Annotated in this window: 18 protein-coding genes; 6 read left to right on the plus strand and 12 right to left on the minus strand. The window is 73.3% G+C overall.

The features are described from left to right. The first annotated feature begins 160 nt into the window (after positions 1–160). The gene (locus tag ACFYYF_RS25770; RefSeq protein ID WP_388779956.1) at positions 161–643 is read left to right on the plus strand and encodes a hypothetical protein; all 483 of its coding nucleotides are present in this window, start codon (positions 161–163) and stop codon (positions 641–643) included. Next, complete coding sequence (locus tag ACFYYF_RS25775) at positions 640–1,131, plus strand: hypothetical protein (protein ID WP_388779640.1); 492 nt, start codon at positions 640–642, stop codon at positions 1,129–1,131. The genes ACFYYF_RS25770 and ACFYYF_RS25775 overlap by 4 nt, the downstream gene beginning before the upstream one ends. Before the next feature lie 76 nt (positions 1,132–1,207). Here ACFYYF_RS25775 and ACFYYF_RS25780 read toward each other — a convergent pair whose 3' ends face one another. Together ACFYYF_RS25780 and ACFYYF_RS25785 are read right to left on the minus strand one after the other, a co-directional pair. Then, a complete protein-coding gene (locus tag ACFYYF_RS25780) occupies positions 1,208–1,924 on the minus strand; it encodes a class I SAM-dependent methyltransferase (protein ID WP_388779642.1) in 717 nt (238 codons plus the stop codon). A gap of 5 nt (positions 1,925–1,929) precedes the next feature. After that, positions 1,930–2,235, minus strand: coding sequence for a 4a-hydroxytetrahydrobiopterin dehydratase (locus ACFYYF_RS25785; RefSeq protein WP_388779644.1), 306 nt, complete (start codon positions 2,233–2,235; stop codon positions 1,930–1,932). A gap of 306 nt (positions 2,236–2,541) precedes the next feature. On the opposite strand from ACFYYF_RS25785, the gene ACFYYF_RS25790 reads away from it, so the two are divergent. Next, on the plus strand, positions 2,542–3,456 hold the full coding sequence (locus ACFYYF_RS25790) for a helix-turn-helix domain-containing protein (protein ID WP_388779646.1): 915 nt from the start codon (positions 2,542–2,544) through the stop codon (positions 3,454–3,456). Between the two features lie 171 nt (positions 3,457–3,627). Beyond that, positions 3,628–4,491, plus strand: coding sequence for a helix-turn-helix transcriptional regulator (locus ACFYYF_RS25795; protein WP_365486646.1), 864 nt, complete (start codon positions 3,628–3,630; stop codon positions 4,489–4,491). A gap of 52 nt (positions 4,492–4,543) precedes the next feature. Here the strand turns inward: ACFYYF_RS25795 and dnaK are convergent, their stop codons facing one another. From dnaK to ACFYYF_RS25825, 6 genes are all read right to left on the minus strand, one after another. Beyond that, positions 4,544–6,448 (minus strand): molecular chaperone DnaK, encoded by a 1,905-nt coding sequence (gene dnaK, locus ACFYYF_RS25800; protein WP_388779650.1) that lies wholly within the window; start codon positions 6,446–6,448, stop codon positions 4,544–4,546. Between the two features lie 142 nt (positions 6,449–6,590). Beyond that, positions 6,591–7,016, minus strand: a complete 426-nt coding sequence (locus tag ACFYYF_RS25805; protein ID WP_355771011.1) for an OsmC family protein — start codon at positions 7,014–7,016, stop codon at positions 6,591–6,593. Between the two features lie 165 nt (positions 7,017–7,181). Then, positions 7,182–8,987 (minus strand): hypothetical protein, encoded by a 1,806-nt coding sequence (locus ACFYYF_RS25810; RefSeq protein ID WP_388779653.1) that lies wholly within the window; start codon positions 8,985–8,987, stop codon positions 7,182–7,184. Beyond that, on the minus strand, positions 8,984–10,045 hold the full coding sequence (locus ACFYYF_RS25815; RefSeq protein ID WP_388779656.1) for an ATP-binding protein: 1,062 nt from the start codon (positions 10,043–10,045) through the stop codon (positions 8,984–8,986). The genes ACFYYF_RS25810 and ACFYYF_RS25815 overlap by 4 nt, the downstream gene beginning before the upstream one ends. Before the next feature lie 260 nt (positions 10,046–10,305). Beyond that, on the minus strand, positions 10,306–12,303 hold the full coding sequence (locus tag ACFYYF_RS25820) for an alkaline phosphatase family protein (protein ID WP_388779958.1): 1,998 nt from the start codon (positions 12,301–12,303) through the stop codon (positions 10,306–10,308). A 226-nt stretch (positions 12,304–12,529) separates the two neighbouring features. Further along, positions 12,530–13,009, minus strand: coding sequence for a hypothetical protein (locus ACFYYF_RS25825; RefSeq protein WP_361691686.1), 480 nt, complete (start codon positions 13,007–13,009; stop codon positions 12,530–12,532). Positions 13,010–13,093: 84 nt separating this feature from the next. Between ACFYYF_RS25825 and ACFYYF_RS25830 the strand changes: the two genes are divergently transcribed. Together ACFYYF_RS25830 and ACFYYF_RS25835 are read left to right on the plus strand one after the other, a co-directional pair. Continuing rightward, positions 13,094–13,867, plus strand: a complete 774-nt coding sequence (locus ACFYYF_RS25830; RefSeq protein ID WP_388779658.1) for an MBL fold metallo-hydrolase — start codon at positions 13,094–13,096, stop codon at positions 13,865–13,867. Beyond that, a complete protein-coding gene (locus tag ACFYYF_RS25835; RefSeq protein ID WP_388779660.1) occupies positions 13,864–14,490 on the plus strand; it encodes a DedA family protein in 627 nt (208 codons plus the stop codon). Before ACFYYF_RS25830 ends, ACFYYF_RS25835 begins: the two co-directional genes overlap by 4 nt. 153 nt (positions 14,491–14,643) lie before the next feature. Here ACFYYF_RS25835 and ACFYYF_RS25840 read toward each other — a convergent pair whose 3' ends face one another. From ACFYYF_RS25840 to ACFYYF_RS25855, 4 genes are all read right to left on the minus strand, one after another. Then, the gene (locus ACFYYF_RS25840; protein WP_388779663.1) at positions 14,644–15,723 is read right to left on the minus strand and encodes an MBL fold metallo-hydrolase; all 1,080 of its coding nucleotides are present in this window, start codon (positions 15,721–15,723) and stop codon (positions 14,644–14,646) included. Then, positions 15,720–16,967 carry an aminotransferase class I/II-fold pyridoxal phosphate-dependent enzyme gene (locus tag ACFYYF_RS25845; RefSeq protein ID WP_388779666.1) on the minus strand — a complete coding sequence of 416 codons (1,248 nt, stop codon included), beginning with the start codon at positions 16,965–16,967 and terminating at the stop codon, positions 15,720–15,722. The genes ACFYYF_RS25840 and ACFYYF_RS25845 overlap by 4 nt, the downstream gene beginning before the upstream one ends. Before the next feature lie 227 nt (positions 16,968–17,194). Continuing rightward, positions 17,195–18,301 (minus strand): hypothetical protein, encoded by a 1,107-nt coding sequence (locus ACFYYF_RS25850; protein WP_388779669.1) that lies wholly within the window; start codon positions 18,299–18,301, stop codon positions 17,195–17,197. Between the two features lie 243 nt (positions 18,302–18,544). Next, positions 18,545–19,339, minus strand: coding sequence for an RNA polymerase sigma factor SigF (locus ACFYYF_RS25855; RefSeq protein WP_365486624.1), 795 nt, complete (start codon positions 19,337–19,339; stop codon positions 18,545–18,547). Positions 19,340–19,395 lie beyond the last annotated feature (56 nt).

Genomic DNA, 19,395 nt, shown 5'->3' on the forward strand with positions numbered 1-19,395 from the left:
GGTGTCAGGAAAGCGGGCCTAGCGTCCTGCCATGACTTCAGCCACCTCCGGGCCTTCCACGGCCCCCGCGGCCCCCGATGCCCCCGGCACCCCCGCGACACTGTCGGGCCGGGCCCCTTCCAGGGACTCCGCGAGCTCCGGCGCCGCCCCCGCCCCGGCCCTGGCCGGATTTCGGGAGAAGTTCCTGACCGTGCCCCCGCCCATCGAGGTGGCGGGACGCCGGATCAAGCGGTACCACGTCACCGCGGACCCCTCCGGCATCGAGCCGGAGGTCGAAGAGGCGGCCTACGCGATGCTGCCGCAGCTGCTTCCCGAGCCGGACGGCACCCCGCCGGCCACGTTCGTCGTCCTCCACCGGGGCGGCGACGACGGCGCCTACCTCAACGCGTACAGCTGGGTCTGGGACAACGTCCTGCACTTCCGTGGCGCCGCCGCGGGCCAGCCGGTGCTGGGCTGCCCCGACCGGGACCCGGCGAACTTCGTCCTCCCGGACCTCCCGTGGATCGGCTGCGTCTGGGAGCTGCCGCCGATCCTGCACGAGCGGGACGCCTGGGTACGGCATCTGCTCGCACCGGAAGTACCAGACCTTGAGGCCTACTTGGCCGACTCGCTTCCCGAAGGAACCACAGGAGACCGCGCATGAACGACGTCCGCGACAACGCCCCGGCCGCCCACGACTTCGCCTTCCTCCACGGTGACTGGGACGTCGCCAACCGCCGCCGCACCGACTTCCTCGACCCGGACAGCGCCTGGGAGGAGTTCCCCGCGGTCAGCCGCTGCTGGCCCCTGTTCGGCGGCGCGGCGAACATCGACGAGATCGACGTGCCTACCCAGGGCTGGACGGGCCTGACGCTGCGGCTCTTCGACCTGGAGACCGAGCTGTGGTCGCTGAACTGGTCGTCCAGCCGGAGCGGCCGGCTGTTCCCGCCGGTGTTCGGGCGGTTCGGGCCGGACGGGCGCGGCGAGTTCCACGGCGACGACACCCATGACGGGAAGGACGTGCGGGTGCGGTTCGTGTGGTCGGGGATCTCGGAGACGACGGCCCGCTGGGAGCAGGCGTTCTCCCTGGACGGGGAGAACACCTGGCTGACCAACTGGACCATGGACTTCACCCGGAGGAAGGCCGCCTGAAGCCCGGCTGAGGCCCGGTCCCGGCCCGCTCTCCACGAGTGCACCGCTCACGGAGGACCGAAGGATCAGACCCCGTTCACTGCTTGCGGAAAGCCCGCAGGGTGAAGTCCGGTTCGCGGCGCGGGACATCGGGTCCGGGCAGGGTCTCGATCCGCTCGGCGAGCCGAGGTCCGCCGGCCGCGTAGAGCCGGCCGTCGCGGACGTACTGGGCCACGCGGCGCGGAGTTCGGCCCTGGCCGTGGCCGCGGAAGAGAGCCGTGCCGCTCGGGACCAGGCCGTGCTCGGCGGCGCACGCCGTGACACGTTCGGCGCCGTCCTCGGCATGGCCGGTGCGACAGGGCGCGGTCAACGCGTCGATGTCGCTGCCGACATGGTGGGCCGCGGCCTTGTCGACGGTGGTGATGAACACACCGCCCGGGCGCAGGACACGCGCGGCCTCGGCGACGACGGGGCCGGCGTCGTCCAGCAGATGGAGCAGCCAGACGGCGCACACGGCGTCGAACGACGCCTCCGGGAAGGGGAGTCGGCGGCCGTCGGCAAGGACGACCGCTCCGGGGAGGCGTTCCGCCGCCCGGCACGCCATGCCGTGGGCCGCGTCGGCCCCCGTCACCCGCAGCCCCGGCCGCCGGGCGGCGATCGCGCTCGTCACGATGCCGGTGCCGCAGGCCACGTCGAGCAGGCTGCGGGCGCCGTCGGGGACCAACGCGAGGACCGCGTCCGCGGCCGCGGCCGCCCGTGGTTCGCCGCCGCGCGTCGCGTCGTAGGCGTGCGCTTCCTTGTCGTAGTCCAGCACGGAGGTCAGCTCGCCCCATGTCCGGGCGCGAGCGCCTCCACCCGGCGGGCGAGGTCGAAGTCGAGCGCCGTGACAGCGCCGCCGACGCTGTGCGTGTTCACGGTGAGGGCGATCGTGTTGTAGCCGAGGGTGAGGTCGGAGTGGTGGTCGAGCTCCTCCTGCACCTGGGCGATGTGCACCACCATCGCGGTCGCCGCGAAGTGCGTGCGGAGGCGATAGGTACGGGCGAGCCGGTCGCCGTCCAGCGACCAGCCCGGCAGCTCCGCCAGCCGCTCCTCGATCTCCTTGGACTCCAGCGGTTCGACGGCCATGGACGTGATCCCTTCGTACGGCGGGTGAGGCGTGCGGGGCGGTGGGTCCGGGTGTGGGGTGGGGGTCCGACCGGCGGCGAGGGCCTGCCGGAGCCGCCCCCTCGCCCAGCGTGCCACAGGCGTCACCCCGCGGCAGGGCACGGCGGGCGGGCCGGCTCGGCGGCGACGGCCGAACGGGCTACCCCGCCGGCGACAGCCCCCGGTTCACCGTCCGACAACGGCGTACCCGAGCGCGATCCTCGGCGTCGGCCTCCCGGGAGGGGTTCACGGGTCGTTCACGTGCCTCCCCTCGGCTACGGTCCTCCCATGAGCACCGACCCGCCCGGCCCGGCCCTCACCTCACGCGTCCCCGCCTCAAGCGCCCGCACCTCGACCGCCATCACCGCAAGCGTCCCCACCTCAACCGCCGCCGCTTCAAGTGGCGCCGCGAACAGGGGCGTCGGGCCGCTCCTGCGCGGCTGGCGGGAGCAGCGGCGGGTGAGCCAGCTCGAACTGGCGCTGCGGGCGGGCTCCTCGGCCCGGCACATCAGCTTCGTCGAGACGGGCCGCTCGCGCCCCAGCGAGGAGATGGTGCTGCGGCTCGCCGAACACCTCGACGTGCCGGTCCGCGAGCGCAACGCGCTGCTGCTCGCGGCGGGTTATGCCCCGCACTACCCGGAGACACCGCTGGACGACCCCTCGATGGACGCGCTGCGCGAGGGCATGGAGCGGCTGCTCCAGGGCTACGAGCCGTATCCGGCGCTGGTGGTCGACGCGACGTACGACGTGCTGGCCGCGAACCGCGGGATCGCCCTGCTGCTGGACGGTGTCCCGGACCGCCTCCTCGCGCCGCCGCTGAACGCGATGCGCCTCACGCTGCACCCGGAGGGTCTGGCCCCGCGCATCCGCAATCTGCGCACGTGGCGGGGTCACCTGCTCGCCCAGATGGAACGGCAGATCGCCCTGAGCCGTTCGGCGCCGCTGCGCGCGCTGTACGAGGAGGTGGCGGCGTATCCGGTCCCGGACCGGGACGCGGAGCCGGACGACGACGGGCTCTCGGGCCCGGCGCCCCACTTCGCGCTCCCGTTGCGGATCGAGCACGAGGGCCGGGTGCTGTCGTTCATCTCGTCGATCTCGACGTTCAACACCCCGATGGACGTGACGGTCGCCGAGCTGGCCATCGAGACGTTCCTCCCGGCGGACCCCGGGACGGCAAAGTGCCTCCATTCACTTCATTCGTGAGGGCTCGTCACCGCTTCCGACGGAGTGCCGTGACGACGGTGGGCGGTGGGCGCAAAGACACTTACGAGGCGTCATATCGCGCTGAATGAAGTCGGGTTGAGGCCAAACGATGATGGTTCGGCACCGGCATGGCACACTGCACGCATACTTCGGCCCGTGGGGAGGCGTGGCGTGAGCGAGCGGCGGCCGGCACCCACGGTGGGGCAGGTGGTCCTGGGGCGACGGCTGCAGGAGTTGCGCGAGGCCGCGGGCCTGAAACGGGAAGAGGCCGCGCACGTCCTGCGGGTCGCGCCGGCGACCGTGCGGCGGATGGAGACGGCCGAGGTCTCCCTCAAGATCCCTTACGTGCAGGTCCTGTTGACGACGTACGGCGTCTCCGACGACGAGGCCGAGACGTTCGTGGCGCTGGCCGAGGAGGCCAACGAGCCGGGCTGGTGGCAGCGGTACCACGACGTCCTGCCGGACTGGTTCAGCATGCACGTCAGCCTGGAGGGCGCGGCCCGGCTGATCCGCAGCTACGAACCGCACTTCGTGCCGGGGCTGTTGCAGACCGAGGAGTACGCGCGGGCCGTTCTGGAGGCCGGGACGGTCGGACAGACGGGGGCCGAGGCCATCGACCGGCATGTGGCGCTGCGCATGAAGCGGCAGGCGCTGCTGACCCGCGAGAACCCGCCCCACCTCTGGGTGATCATGGACGAGACGGCCTTGCTGCGTCCGGTGAGCATCCGGGGTGAGGTCATGCGCGACCAGATGGACCGGCTCCTCGAATGGGTCGAGCTCGATCACGTGACGCTGCAGGTAGCCGAGTTCGCGGCGGGGCCGCACCCGGGGACGTACACGTCGTTCGCGCTGTTCCGCTTCGCCGAGCGGGAGCTGCCGGACATCGTCTACAGCGAGTACGTGACCGGCGCTCTCTATCTCGACGCGCGTGAGGAAGTGGCCCTGCACCTGGAGGTGCTGGACCACATGTCGGCCCACTCCGCCTCCGCCGAGCGGACCAAGGAGATCCTCCGGGAGTTCCGCGACCGCTACTGAGCGGTCACCGGTCCCGGAGGCCCATCCCCGCAGGCCCACCCCCGGGGGACCGCTACTGGGCGGACCCCGGTCCCGGGGACGCGTCCCGGGGGCTCCCTCCGTCCCGTTCGCGGTCCTCGTCGACGATCTCCGCGTCCACGACGACGTCGTCGTCGACCGGGGCCTGCTCGGTGGACGGCCGGTCCTGCGGGGCCGACTGCTGCTGCGCCTGGGCGTACATGGCCTGGCCCATCTGCTGGCTGACGGTGGCCAGCCTCTCGATGGCGCCCCGCAGGGCGGCGGTGTCGGTGGAGGAGTCCTCCAGAAGCTGTTTCAGTTCACCGGCCGCCGAGGCGACCTGGTCCTTCGTGTCGGTGGGGATGCGTTCGTCGTTCTCGCGGACGAACTTCTCCGTCTGGTAGACGAGTTGTTCGCCCTGGTTGCGGGTCTCGGCCGCCTCCCGGTTGCGGCGGTCCTCCTCGGCGTACTGTTCGGCCTCACGCACCAGGCGGTCGATGTCGTTCTTGGGCAGCGCGGAGCCGCCGGTCACGGTCATCTTCTGCTCGCGTCCGGTGGCCAGGTCCTTCGCGGAGACGTGCGTGATGCCGTTGGCGTCGATGTCGAAGGCGACCTCGATCTGCGGGACTCCACGCGGCGCGGGCGGCAGACCGGTGAGATCGAAGACGCCGAGCTTCTTGTTGTACGCGGCGATCTCGCGCTCGCCCTGGTAGACCTGGATGCCGACCGAGGGCTGGTTGTCGGCGGCCGTGGTGAAGATCTCCGAACGCCGTGTGGGAATCGTGGTGTTGCGCTCGATGAGGGTGGTCATGATGCCGCCCTTGGTCTCGATGCCCAGGGACAGCGGGGTGACGTCGAGGAGCAGGACGTCCTTCACGTCGCCGCGGATCACGCCGGCCTGGAGTCCCGCGCCGAGTGCCACGACCTCGTCGGGGTTGACGCCCTTGTGCGGGTCCTTGCCGGTGAGTTCCTTCACCAGGTCGGTGACGGCGGGCATCCGGGTCGATCCGCCGACCAGGATGACGTGGTCGACGGCGGACAGCTTCACACCGGCGTCCTTGACGGCCTGGTGGAAGGGCGTCCTGCAGCGGTCGAGCAGATCGGCCGTCAGTTCCTGGAACTGGGCGCGCGTCAGCTTCTCGTCGAGGTGCAGCGGGCCCTGGGCGGTGGCGGTGATGTAGGGCAGGTTGACGTTGGTCTCGGTGGACGAGGACAGCTCGATCTTGGCCTTCTCGGCACCCTCGCGCAGCCGTTGCAGAGCCATCTTGTCGTGCCCGAGATCGATGCCGTGCGCGGCCTTGAAGCGCTGGGCGAGGTGCTCGACGATCCGCTGGTCCCAGTCGTCGCCGCCCAGCCGGGTGTCACCGTTGGTCGCCTTGACCTCGATGACCCCGTCGTCGATCTCCAGGAGTGAGACGTCGAAGGTGCCGCCGCCCAGGTCGAAGACGAGGACGGTCTGCTCCTCCCCGCGGTCGAGCCCGTACGCGAGGGCCGCGGCGGTCGGTTCGTTGACGATCCGTAAGACCTTCAGGCCCGCGATCTCGCCCGCCTCCTTGGTGGCCTGGCGCTGCGCGTCGTCGAAGTATGCGGGCACGGTGATCACGGCGTCCGTCACGTCCTGGCCGAGATAGGCCTCGGCGTCCCGCTTCAGCTTCTGCAGCACCCGCGCGGACAGTTCCTGGGCCCGGTAGCGGGTGCCGTCGACGCTGCCCTTCTCGGGAAACCGCCAGTTCACGTCGCCCATGAACCGCTTCACGGACCGCGCGGTGCGCTCGACGTTCGTCACGGCCTGCCGTTTGGCGACCTCGCCGACCAGCACCTCGCCGTTCTTGGCGAAGGCCACCACCGAGGGCGTGGTGCGTGCTCCCTCGGCGTTGGTGACGACCGTCGCCTCGCCGCCCTCCAGGACGGCCACCACCGAGTTCGTCGTACCGAGATCGATCCCGACCGCACGTGCCATGTCCGTCCCCTTCCGCACCGGCTCTGCCCGCCCTCAAGCACAAAACGTGTGTTCTCGCTTGTCAATGGCGCGGACGGCCGTACGGGGGCGGACACGCCGATGCCGCGCCCCCACGGGAGGGCGCGGCATCGGTGTCGGTGCGTCAGGCGAGCTTCGCCGACAGGGTGATCGTCGTGCCGGTCAGGGCCTGGCTGACCGGGCAGTTCTTCTTGGCGTCCTCGGCCGCCGCGACGAAGCCGTCGTTGTCGAGGCCCGGCACCGTGCCCTCGACCGTGAGGTGGATGCCGGTGATGCCCTCGCCGGGCTGGAAGGTGACGTCGGCGTTGGTCAGGAGCTTGGTGGGCGGCGTCCCGGCACCCGCGAGGGCGTGCGACAGCGCCATGGAGAAGCAGCTGGAGTGGGCGGCCGCGATCAGTTCCTCGGGGCTGGTCCTGCCGTTGGCGTCCTGGGCCCGCGACGCCCACGTCACCGGCTGCTGGCCGATGCCGGAGGAGTCGAAGGTGACGACGCCGTTGCCCTCGAGCAGGTTGCCTTCCCACACGGTGTGTGCGGTGCGCGTGGTTGCCACGATGATTCCTTTCGGGTGTGGTCCCGTTGCCGGGGTCCGTGCCTCCATCCGATCACACCTGGGCGCCGCGCACCCCGCGGTTCGGGTGGCGACCTGCCGGTGCGTGTCCGGGATTTCGTCGCCGGGCGCCTCGGGAGCATCTCCTGGGGGCGGCCCGGCGGAATCTCAGGTCACCCGGAAGACCGGTCCGCGCGCGGTGAACGGGAGGCGTGCGCCGTGCGGCACCAGATAGGCGTGCTCGCGCCGCACCCGCAGCACGTCGCAGTACCCGTCCGTGATCACCAGCACGGGCGCGCCCGGCGGGAAGTCCTCGGCGCGGTGCAGGAGATCGACGCCCGGCTGCAGCACGGTGCCGCCGCGCCCGTGCACCCGTACGCGTCCGGCGATCTCCGTGACGGGCAGATAGCCGGCGTCGTGCGGAGCCGCGTCGCAGAACACGACGCGGGCGGCCGGTACGTCACGCGCCTCGGCGTACGAGGCGATGGCGCCCAGTGCCTTGCCGAGCAGGGTGCGGTCCATGGAGGCCGAGGTGTCGAGGACGACGCCGAAGGTGCAGCGGGCGGTCTCCTCGGGCGGGAACCAGCGGCCCGCGCGCGGGATGGCCGGGGTGGCCGCCTGCCGGCGGGAGGGACGGGCGTACGACCGCAGCGGCTCGGGCCGGGGCACGAACTCGTCGAACCAGCGGGCGAGTCGGGCGTCCCAGGGCAGCGGGGGATGGCTGAGCGCGCGGATCTCCTCGACCAGACCGCCGGGAAGGAAGCCGCGCTCCTGCCGCTGGTGCAGATCGAGGCCCCGGGCCAGGCCGCGGCGGTAGAACTCGTCGAGGTCGACGTAGTCGCGCGCCGAGCCGAGCGGTCCGCCCAGGATGTCGCCCGTTCCCCTGCCGCGCAGCGTGGAGAGGCGGCGCACGCGGCGCAGATCGCCGGCGATCCTGTCGTACACCTCCTCGGCGGACAGGTCCTTCAGCTCCGGGTCGTACAGCAGGCCGTCGGGCATCGTGCCGACCCGCATCTCGCACAGCCAGCCGTTGATCACGTAGTCGGCGGCGACGTTGAAGAGGTACGGGTCCCGGGTGCCGCGCCGGTCGCCGTGGCGCAGGGCGGCGTGCAGCATCTCGTGGGCGAGGACGAACCGCCATTCCTCGTCGTCGAACCGGCGCAGCGGGTTGATGTAGATCTCGGCCGCCTCGGTGTCCACGGCGGCGACGGAGATGTCGTGGGCGCGGGCGATCTCGGCGTCGGCGACGAGGGTGATGCCGGCGGCGAGGCCGCCGAGCAGCGGGTAGGAGGACACGAACCAGTTCAGCGCCCGCTCCCAGGGCCGGAGCGGGGTGGGTCCGTCGCTCATGGAGGTGCGTCGTCCGCCGGCCACGTCCATCGCGGCGGCCATGGTGCGGGTCAGCGCGTGCGCGAACGACACCTGCCAGTCGGTCGGGTTGCCGCCGATCCAGGCGTTCCAGGACACGAGGACCTGGTCCGGACCGCCGCCCGCCGTGCCGCAGTGTTCGTACCGGGGCGGGATGCCGTCGCGGCGCCAGGCCGCGGCGAGCCGTTCCTCGTCACCGTCGGGGTAGGAGTCCGGAAGGTCCTCGGGCACCAGCCGCGCCGAGAAGCCGCGCAGGAAGCGGTTCACGACGACGCAGCGGGCGGCGAGGTCGAAGCGGTCCGGCTGCTCGCGCTCACCGGCCGCGGCCGGGAGGTGGCCGAAGCCCAGATGGATGACGGCGTGCGCCACCGCCCAGGCCCAGGTGACGGGGTCGGCGCGCCGGGTCGGGTTGACGTGCACGACCCCGTTGGAGGTGACGACCACCAGACCGTCGCGGGGCGCCCTGTCGCACGACGGCTCCCGGCAGACGCGGAAGTTCACGGCGTCCAGCGCCGGGTTGCCGTGTACCAGCCGCATCCCCTCGGCGAACGCCTCGGCGGCGGGATCGGGCTTGGCCGCGGCACCGGCCTTGCGGGTCCGGCTCACCGGCGCGCCTCCACCAGACGCGGCATGTCACGGGCCGCCTCCACCAGGAACCACGCGGGCAGGACCGGATTGCCGTCGGCGTCCGAGGCGATGACGCTCTGCGCGACCTCGACGGATATCTCCGCGAGCTGGATCAGCAGGGACTTGGCGCGGTACGCGGTCTGGCGGGCGTTCGCCGAGATGTGGTCCCGTCCGGCCGGGAGTTCCTTGATGAGACGGCCGCGGAAGGACTCCGCGAGGTAGTAGAGGAGGTCGCGGTCCTCCATGCGGGAGGGCCAGCGTGCGTCGCCCTTGAGGATGGCCTCGATGCCGAAGCGGCTGCGCACGATCTTGACGTAGCCGCAGAACGCGACGGCGTGCGACGGCGTCAGCGTGCCGTGGGCGATCACCTTCAGGGTCTCCTCGTCCAGCGCGTCGCCGAAGGAGCGCAGGGCGTCGGAGAGCATGTGCCAGGAGCGCGGCGTGGAGAAGGGCTCCTCGGTCTTCGGCGGCTTGGACCACAGGTGGTCGGGGCGGTCGGTGACGTGGTCGAGGACCCAGGGGTGGATGTCGTTCACGGCGGCCCAGGCGAGCCAGTCCTTCGGAGAGGCCTCCAGATGGACGTGGGTGAGACGGTTGACCAGCGCCGAGGCGATCGGACGGGCCAGCGCGTTGTCCGTCGCGCGGTTGCCCGCGCCGATGACGATGGAGCCCTTCGGCAGCTCGTAGTCACCGATGCGGCGGTCCAGGATCAGCGAGTAGAAGGCCTTCTGCACATCGGGGGACGCCGCGTTCAGTTCGTCGAGGAACAGGCAGTACGGCTCGTCGCGGGCGATGGTCTGGGGCGGACAGAAGACGGAACGCCCGTCGCGGATCTGCGGTACGCCGATCAGGTCCTCGGGCGCGAGCTGCGTACCCAGCAGGCTCACGCACTCCAGCCCGAGCGATTCGGCGAACTCCCTGACCAGGGAGGACTTTCCGATGCCGGGGGCGCCCCAGAGGAAGACCGGCCGCACGGTGGCGAGACCGAGAAGCAGCTCCGGGACGCGGGAGGGAGTGACGGTGACGGCTGCCTGCACAGGCGAGCTCCTTGAAAGCGCGGGAGTAGGGCGTGGGAGGGATGGCGGAGGGGTGCGCGGCGCGCGGAGACGCGGCGTGCGCTGCCCACAGTGTGGACATGGCGGTACGCCCGCCGCCTCCCCTTTTTCCGTCGGCACGACCCTCCCCCTTTTTACGTCGGCACGCCCCTTCGGGTTTCCGTCGGCGCGACCCTTCGGGCCGGTGAACGGGACGCCGTACGTCCCCCGGCCGTACGTCCCCCGCGCTCCGGAGTCCCGGCTCAGGCGGCCTGCTCGTCCGGGCGGGACGGCAGCGGGACCTGCGCGCCGTCGCACTCGCGCAGCCAGCGCCGCAGCACCTCGTGCACCCGCTCGGCGCCGACGAGTCCGGTGTCCGGGCCGGCCGGTGCGGACAGGGTCAGCGGGGAGAGCAGGAACGGGTGCCCCTGGGCACCGCCGAGCCCGCCGTGCGAGCCGATCTGCTCCTCGAAGGCGAGGACTTCGCCCCCGACGGGGTCGTACCAGGAGTTGACCATGATGTCGGCGGTGTGCGGGAACGTGTGCGTACGCCGCACGGCGGCGGCCGCGCCGGGGCCGAAGTCGGCCAGCGGGCCCGGGTGTTCGTCGTCGAGCCGGTCGACCGGCACCTCGACGCCGTGCGCGCCGAGCACGAGACCGCCGTGCTCCTCGCTGCGCACCAGGAGGAAGCCGACGCCGGGGTGGTTGGCGAGCGTGGACAGCAGCGCGGGGTGACGCCGGTCGATCTCCTCCCGGCTCATCCGGTGCGGAACGTCCGGGAAGGAGACGAGACCGAGGTTGCCGGAGGCCAGGACCAGGGGCTCGGAGCGCCGCCCCGCCGGTCCGCGCCGCTCCTCGCGCTCCTCCACCGGCCGGCGCAGCGCGGCCCGGACGGCGGTCCGGGCCTCGGCCCCGCTGTGGGTGCGCCGGGCCTTGCGGGGCACGGGCAGCCCGCAGCCGGCCCGGACCAGGTTGCCGAGGCTGAGGCCGTACCGGGTCAGGAAGGTCTCCCCGGGGCTCTGGCCGTGGTCGGAGAGCACGACGACGCGGTACGGCCGGGGGGCGTGCTCGGCGACCTTCTCGATCAGCGCGAGCGACCGGTCGAGCCGCTCCAGGATCCGCTCGGTGTCCCGGCTCCGCGGCCCCGAGTGGTGCGCCACCTCGTCGTAGGCGACCAGGTCCGCGTAGACCGCGCTGCGTCCGGCCAGCATGTCGCCGATCACCGCGGCGACCACGACGTCCCGTTCGACGACGGTCGCGAAGGCGCGGACGAACGGGTACAGCCCGCCGCGCTTGACGCGGGGCCGCCGCTGCTGGAGGCGGGCCCGGGTGGACTGGCCCGTCTCCCGGAGGACCTCGGCCACGAACGACATGGCCGTGCGGACGGCGTTGGCCGGGTCGGAGAAGTAGGCGAAGTACCCGGCGCGCGAGCGGTTGTCCCGGCCCCGGCGCGCGGCCACGGACAGCACGAGGGCGAGCTCGTCGGCACCGCCGCCGAAGAGGTTGCCCCGGCTCGCGCCGTCGGCGCTGAGCAGGCCGCCGTCACCGGTGTGCGCGACGGCCCGCCGCTGGAGTTCGGCGGCACTGGTCGGCCGGTTGCAGACCATGACCTCCTGGGTGTCCTTCTCGTACCAGCGGAAGGCGGGGACGTCGTGGTTGCTGCCGTGCAGGATGCCGAGCTGGCTGGCGCCGGTCTGGCTGGACCAGTCGGTTCTCCACGGGGTGAGCCGGTGGGTGGGACGGTCACCGCCGAGCCATCGGGCGGCGGTCGGCATCAGCCGCTTGCCGACCGCCTCGCGCAGCACGTCGTGCCCGACGCCGTCGAGCTGGAGGAAGACCACGCCGGGAGTCGAGGGGCCGGGCCGTCCGGTGGCACGTCTGCGGCGCCGGTCGGCGAGCCGGTAGAGGCGGCGGCGGTACGCGTCGTCGTCCCGTACGGCGAGGGCGGCGCCGGTGGCCGAGGCGACGGCCGACATGACGGCGGCCACCACCACCGCGGTCTCGGGGGCCGCCTCGCCGCGCCCCGAGGGGTTGAGCCGCAGGGCGATCAGCAGCAGCGAGCCGTTCAGGAAGAAGACGAGCAGGCCCAGCACGAACGCGGGGACGAGCAGCAGGGTCCGCACGAGCAGGGGCCACACCAGCGCCGACAGGAGGCCGAAGACGCCCGCGCCGGCCGCCGCGGTGACGGCGATCCGTGTCGCGCTGTCCCCGCTCTGGGACTGCAGCCGGAAGTCGGGCAGCGCACCGGCGAGGACGAGCATCGTGAGCGTGGACACGGCCCACACCGTGATGCTGCGTCCGGCCGCGCTGGCGAGGCGCCGCCAACGTCCTTTGTCCACGCCCAGCCCACCTCACGTCCCGGCCCGCCCGGTCCGCGCGGCCTGCTCCCACCCTGTCACAACGGCCGGAGGTCCCCAGAAGTCCCCAAAAGCCGCGGGAAGTGCCGTGCGCGGCGGCCCGGCGGGTCTCCCCGAGGACGGTGAGGTGTCAGCGGCCGTCGTAGCCGGCGGTCGGCATCGACAGCCTGCGGTGGACCCTGGCCTTCATCTGGGCGTCGTAGGACGGTTCGGCGGTGCCGACGGTCTCGACGCGCACGCCGCGGCGGGCGCACTCGGCGGTGAACTCCTCCACCGAGGCGAGGGCCCGCTCCAGCACCCGGCGGCTGGGCGCGACGAACAGGTCCACGAGACCGGCCTCGACATCGGCCCACAGGCTGCGGTGGTCGGGGCGCAGCCCGCGTACGAGCAGTTCCCGGGTGACGACGTAGCCGTGCTCGGCGGCCCAGCGGGCGCACATCGCGTGCTGGCTGCGGGAGTCGACGAGAAAGGGGTCCTCGTCCAGCTCCTCCAGAGGGGTCAGGCTCGCGATCGCCGTGACGCGCAGCGACGGGGAGGGCGGCCTGGGGCCGCGGCTCTCGTGCGGGCGTGTGCGGGCGTGCGCGCCGGAGGCACCGCGTGCGTCGCTCATGGTGTCCCCCTCACCTCCTGGTTTCGCCGCAGACCCTACTCCTGCCCGTAGGCTCGGGGGGAGTCGTGCGAAGGAGGCAAAGAGGTGCCGGTGGAGATCACCTGGTGGGGGCACGCCACCTGCACGCTGGAGGACTCCGGGACACGCGTGCTCACCGATCCCCTCTTCGCGCGCCGGCTCGCACATCTGCGGCGCAGGCGCGGGGCGCCGCCTCCTCCCCCGGCGGCGGTCGCCGACGTCGCGCTGGTCTCGCATCTGCACGCAGACCATCTGCATCTGCCCTCGCTCGCGCGGCTGGCCCCGGGCACCCGGCTGCTCGTGCCGCGCGGTGCCCCGCGTTCGGTGCCCGGGCTGCGCAAGCTGCGCCATCTGCGGCTCACGGAGGTCGCTCCCGGCGACCGCACCCGGGTCGGTGACCTGGCCGTACGCACGGTTCCGGCCCGGCACGACGGGCGCCGGCTGCCGATCGGACCGCACCGCTCCCCCGCCGTGGGATACGTGATCGAGGGAGAGGCGCGGACGTACTTCGCCGGGGACACGGGGCTGTTCGCGTCGATGGCCGAGGAGGTCGGTCCGGTGGACGTGGCCCTGCTGCCGGTGGGCGGCTGGGGCCCCTACCTCGGGGAGGGGCATCTCGACGCGGGGCGCGCTGCGGAGGCGCTCGCCGCGTTGCGTCCGCGCAGCGCTGTGCCGGTGCACTACGGCACGTTCTGGCCCATCGGGATGGATGCCGTGCGCCCCCATGAATTCCATGCGCCGGGTGAGGAGTTCGTGCGCCTTGCCGCCGAGCGTGCGCCCCAGGTGGCGGTGCATCTGCTGAAGCAGGGGGAGAGCGTGCGTCCGGAGGCCGCTCGGTGATCTTCCTGGCCGCGACCGCGCCGACCGTGCCTCCGGAGTCCACTCAGCAGGCGATCGGCTATCCGTCGTTGTTCCTGCTGGTGCTGATCGGCGCTCTGGTGCCGGTGGTGCCCACGGGGGCGCTCGTGAGTTCGGCGGCGGTGGTGGCCTTCCATCAGGAGTCGCCCTTCGCCCTGCTGATGGTGTTCCTGGTCTCCTCGGTCGCCGCGTTCCTCGGCGACATGTCGCTCTACTGGCTGGGGCGGCGCGGGATGGGCTCCAGGAACGGGTCGCGCTGGCTGGAGGCGATCCGGGAGCGTGCCCCCGAGGACCGGCTCGCCCAGGCGCAGCGGAAGCTCGACGATCACGGCATCGCCGTCCTCGTCCTGTCCCGCCTCGTGCCGGCGGGCCGCATTCCGGTGATGCTGGCCTGCCTGCTCGCGAAGATGCCGCTGCGCGTCTTCGCCCGCGGGGACGTCCCGGCCTGCCTCGCGTGGGCGGCCACGTACCAGGTCATCGGCATCCTGGGCGGCTCGCTGTTCCCCGAGCCGTGGCAGGGCGTGGTGGCCGCGGTGGCGCTGACCGTCGCCATCAGCGTGGCCCCGGCTGTCTGGCGCAGGTTCCGCCGCACGGGGGCCTCGTAGGGTCACGACCGCCCGCTCCTGTAAGAGGCTCCGGTGATCGCCTCTCGCGCGGGACGCGGGACGCGGGACGCGGGACGCGGGGGTCGGTGGGCGGAGGTCGGTGGGGGCGCGGAGGTAGGCGGGGCGCAGCGGGGGTCGGTGGGCGTGGTGCCTTCAGTCCAGTACCCGGGAACCTCCTACCGCCAGATCCCACAGGTTCTCCCGGGCCAGGCCCGCCCGGTCCCACGCCGCCCGCACCCGCCGCAGGGGTTCGAGGACCGGTTCGGCCGAGAGTACGAACGTGCCCCAGTGCATCGGGGCCATCCGCCGCGCACGCAGGTCGACGGCCGCCTGCACGGCCTCCTCCGGGTCGCAGTGCACGTCCCTCAGCCACCAGCGGGGGTCGTAGGCGCCGATGGGCAGGAGGGCGAGGTCGATCCCCGGGTGACGCTGCCCGATGCGGGTGAACCAGTGGCCGTATCCGGTGTCGCCCGCGAAGTAGACGCGCCGCCCCTCGGGTTCCGTGATCACCCAGCCGCCCCACAGGGAGCGGCAGGTGTCGGTGAGGGTGCGCTTGGACCAGTGGTGGGCGGGGACGAAGTCGAAGCGGACACCGCCGAGTTGGGCCGCCTCCCACCAGTCCAGCTCGGTGACCCGGGTGAACCGCCGTCGCCTGAACCATCGTCCGAGCCCGGCGGGCACGAACACCGGTGTGTCGCGCGGAAGTCGGCGCAGGGTGGGGGCGTCCAAGTGGTCGTAGTGGTTGTGGCTGATGACGACGGCGTCGATGCGCGGCAGCGCGCTCCAGGCAACGCCTACCGGGGTGATCCGGGCCGGCGTTCCCACGATGCGGCGGGACCAGACCGGGTCGGTGAGGACGGTGAGCCCGCCGATCCGGATCACCCAACTCGCGTGCCCCGCCCAGGAGACGGCGATCGTCCGGGCGTCCACGCCGGGCAGCGGTCCCGGCTCGAAGGGCAGCAGCGGGATGTCGGCGAGCCCTTCCGCGGACGGGCGCGGCGCACCCTCGCGGGCGAGCCGGGCGAAGGCCCGCACCCCGGGCAGCGGCGCGGTCAGCCGGTCCATGAAGGACCGGGGCCAGACACGCCGCTCGCCGAGCGGACGGGGTTCGGCGAGCGGCGGCGACGGAGGGGAGGGCGGAAGGACCGCGGGGCGCCCCGGGGCTGTTGGCGCCGTGAGGTCGCCGGCGCCCTGGGGCTTCGTGCTCGTGGCCGACTCGGACTGCTGCGTCATCGAGGAGGCTCCCGTCGATCGGCGTCGTCGCGGAGATCGTCGAAGGCCGACTCCAGGAGGGTCAACGCGCGGTTCACATGCGGCAGTTCCAGCGGGGCGGGCGCACTGAGGGATTCCTCCCGCTCCTCGTCGGTGGAGCCGAGCAGGGGGCCGGTGCCGAGCCGGAAGCGGAGGGAGGCGAGGTCGTCGCCGAAGCGGTGCCCGCCCGGTGTGGGCATGCCGAGCCGGGCGGAGAGCCAGTCCTCCAGGTCCTGCGCGTCACCGACACCGTGCGCGCCGAGGGCCGAGCGGAGCGGGTTGAGGTCGACGTACAGATGCCGGCCGGCCTGCGGGGGACGTACGACGGCTCCCGCGGCGCCCATCACCCGGTGGACGGCGTCGGCCACGCCCGCGTGCAGGCGTACGGCGGCGGTGAGCCGCTCGGTGATCGCGGCCGGCTCGCCGAGCGCGTACGCGGCGGCCGCCGCGACCGGTTCGGCGACGCGCGCGCCCAGCACGGTCAGCACGTCGAGGACGCGTGACCGCAGGGAGGCGCCCGCCTCGTTGTCGGGGAAGCGGGCGACGGCGGCGGGCCAGCCCTGCGGCAGGAAGGCACCGGCGAGGTCGGTGATCACGCAGACGTCGTCGGGGAGCATCTCGGCGGGGCTCAGCAGCACGGTGTCCCGCGGCTCGTGCAGGGTGTCGCGCCAGGTCTCGTCGCTGACGATGTGCAGCCCCTCGCCCGCGGCGGCCTCCACGGCCTCGTGGACCACTTCGGGCGGTGCGACGGTGGCGGTCGGGTCGTCGGCGACGGACAGCAGGAGCATCCGCGGGTCGCCGCCCTCCGCGCGGACCCTGCGGACGGTCTCCAGGAGGGCGTACGGATCGGGGACGCCGCCGCACTCGGCGGGCGTCGCCACGTGGAACACGGATCTGCCCAGCAGGCGTGCCTGCGGAGCCCACCACGCGGCACACGGGCGGGTCACGAGGATGTCGCCGCCGAGCGCGCCCGTCAGCGCCAGCAGCAGCGCGGCGGCTCCGGGGGCGGCCGCGACCCGGTCGGGCGCGGCGCGCAGTCCCCGCCGGGTCCAGTAGCCGCTGGCGGCGTCGAGGAGGACGGGACCGCCGCCGCAGGGCTCGGCGGCGGAGCGGTCCGCCGCGGCGGCCAGCACGGAGCGGAGTTCCGGCAGCACGGGCAGGCCCTCGTCGGGCAGGGGCGGACCGTACCGGACCGGTCCGTGGCCTTCGGGGTCCGTCCGCCGCATACCTGCCTCCGCACCGTGGTGCCGCCGTTCCCTGTTCCGGAGCCTGCCCCCCCCGTGCGGTTCCGGGTGTCCTCGTCCCCTCGTACGGCCCGTCGGGCACTGTTCGCCGGTCCGCGCGGTGTGCCGCTCAGTGGCCGGAGGTCTGCCGTCCCCCGCGCGCACGCGCGGGGGTGTCCGTCACATCGTCGGCCGTCGTACGGTCCGCCGCCACCGTGCCGCCCGCTCTCCTAGCGGAACCGCCGTCGGCGCGGTCTGCGCAGCCGGCTGCCCGCCGCGACCAGGGCCCCGGCGATCAGCAGTCCGCCGGCGACCAGGGCCGGCACGGAGTCGGTGAACACGCCGCCCTCACCGGCGTGCACACCCCGCTGGACGGTGGGCGGACGCCCGGCCGGGCCGGTGTCGGAGCCGCTGTCGGGCACATGGGTCGCCGTGGCGCCGCGGGCCACGGCGTACGACGCGGTCCACTGCTTTCCGTGACCGCCCGGGGGCGCGGGACAGACCCCGCCGACGTTCCACCGTCCGTCGGCGCCGCCGGTGCCGGGGGACGCCTCGTCCGGAGCCACCGTGCCGGGGGCCGTGGTGGCGGGACCCACGGCGTCCGGGCTCACCGGCTCGGGAACCGTGTCGGGCCCCACGCCGTCGGCGCCCAGGTCGTCCGGGGCGACCGCGTCGGGGCCCACCGCGTCGGGGCCGAAGGAATCCGGGCTGAGCGCGTCCGGAGCGACCGCGCCCGGGGTGTCGGTGCCGGTGTCGGTGTCGGGGATCAGCGAGTCGTGTGCGGCGGGGTCGTCGGCGCCGGAAGCGGGCGTCTGGGCGTCCCAGCCGGTGTCCGTGCCCCCCGCGTCACGGCTCACGGTCCCGGCACGCACACCCGTACCCGCAGGCACGCCCGTCCCCGCACGCACGCCGGCCGGCACGCCGCCGGGATTCTTCGCGTCGGACGTGGCCGACGCGCCGGAGCCGAGCACGCCGGGGACGACCTCGTCGGGGCCGCGCGCCGTGTCGGACCCCCGCGTGGCGGGGTCGGCGGCCTGGCCGGACTCGTCGGAGGAGATGTGGGCGGTGCCGGTGTAGGAGGCGGCGGCCGGGTCGGCGCCCTCGACGCGGTGCAGCTGGACCTTGCCGCCCTGGAAACCCTGGGAACTGGCGTCGATGGAGTCGGGCAGGGTCCCGCCGATCGCGTCGCAGCTGACCGTGACGGTGACGGTGCCGCCCGGTTCGACGGAGCCCGGACTGACCTCCGCGGCCGGATCCGCGGCCGCGCCCGACGCGGCGGCGCCGAGAGCGGCGCCGGCCAGGGCGGTGGCGTACAGGACACGGGCGGTACGGCGCATGAGCGGGGCTCCTTCGGCGGGCTGCGGTCCGAGGGCCACGGCCGTCGTGCCCCTCGGGGCCATCAGAGCCCGCCGTACCGCCCGGCGCGAACGGCCGGGCACCATTCGCGGGAAAGGAGGGGCCCGAGCGGGTGACATCGCGGGCGGGGTGCGGCCGGTCCCCCGTGCCCGCCGTGCGCCGGCACCCATGGAGTCCGCCTCCGCCGGGAGCCCGTACGCCCCCGGAGCCGGAACGAGCGGGCCTCAGGCCGCGTCGCGCATGATCTGGTCGCGCAGCCGGGTGCAGCAGCGGCTGATGAGGCGGGACACGTGCATCTGGGAGATGCCCAGCTCGTCGGCGATGCGGCTCTGGGTCATGTCGCTGAAGAACCGCATGTAGAGGATGGCGCGTTCCCGCTCGGACAGGGCCTGGAGCCGGGGTTTGACGGCCTCGCGGTCGATGACCGTGTCGAGGGCGGGATCGGGCGACCCGAGGGCGTCGCTGAGGGAGTAGCCGTCCTCGCTGCCCGGAAGTTCGGCGTCCAGGGAGAGCGCGGTGAAGCTCTCCAGGGCCTCCAGACCCGTGAGGACGTCCTCCTCGCTCATGCGGGCGTGCTCGGCTATCTCGGCGACGGTGGGCCTGCGGCCCGGAATGACCTGGGACAGGTCCTGGGCGGCGAACCGGACCCGGTTGCGCAGGTCCTGGACCCGGCGCGGCACGTGCAGGGTCCACATGTGGTCACGGAAGTGGCGCTTGATCTCGCCGGTGATCGTCGGCACCGCATAGCTCTCGAAGGCGTTCCCGAGCTCGGGGTCATAGCGGTCGACGGCCTTGACCAGGCCCAGCGCCGCGACCTGGCGCAGGTCGTCGAAGCTCTCGCCGCGGCTGCGGAAGCGGCCCGCGAGCCGTTCGGCCATCGGCAGCCAGGACTCGACGATCTCGGCACGGAGAGCGTCGCGCCGCTGTCCCGGCGGGAGCGTGGCGAGCCTGCGGAACGCCTCCCCGGTGTCGGGGGCGTCGTCGTGCGGATGGTGCGTCGCGCTCGCTTGGGTTCGCATGGTGCGTCGCAACTCCCTCGATGGTGCCATGTGATGGACAGTCATCGTGGGAACGC

Source organism: Streptomyces sp. NPDC001914, from assembly GCF_042891215.1.
Classification (GTDB): domain Bacteria; phylum Actinomycetota; class Actinomycetes; order Streptomycetales; family Streptomycetaceae; genus Streptomyces.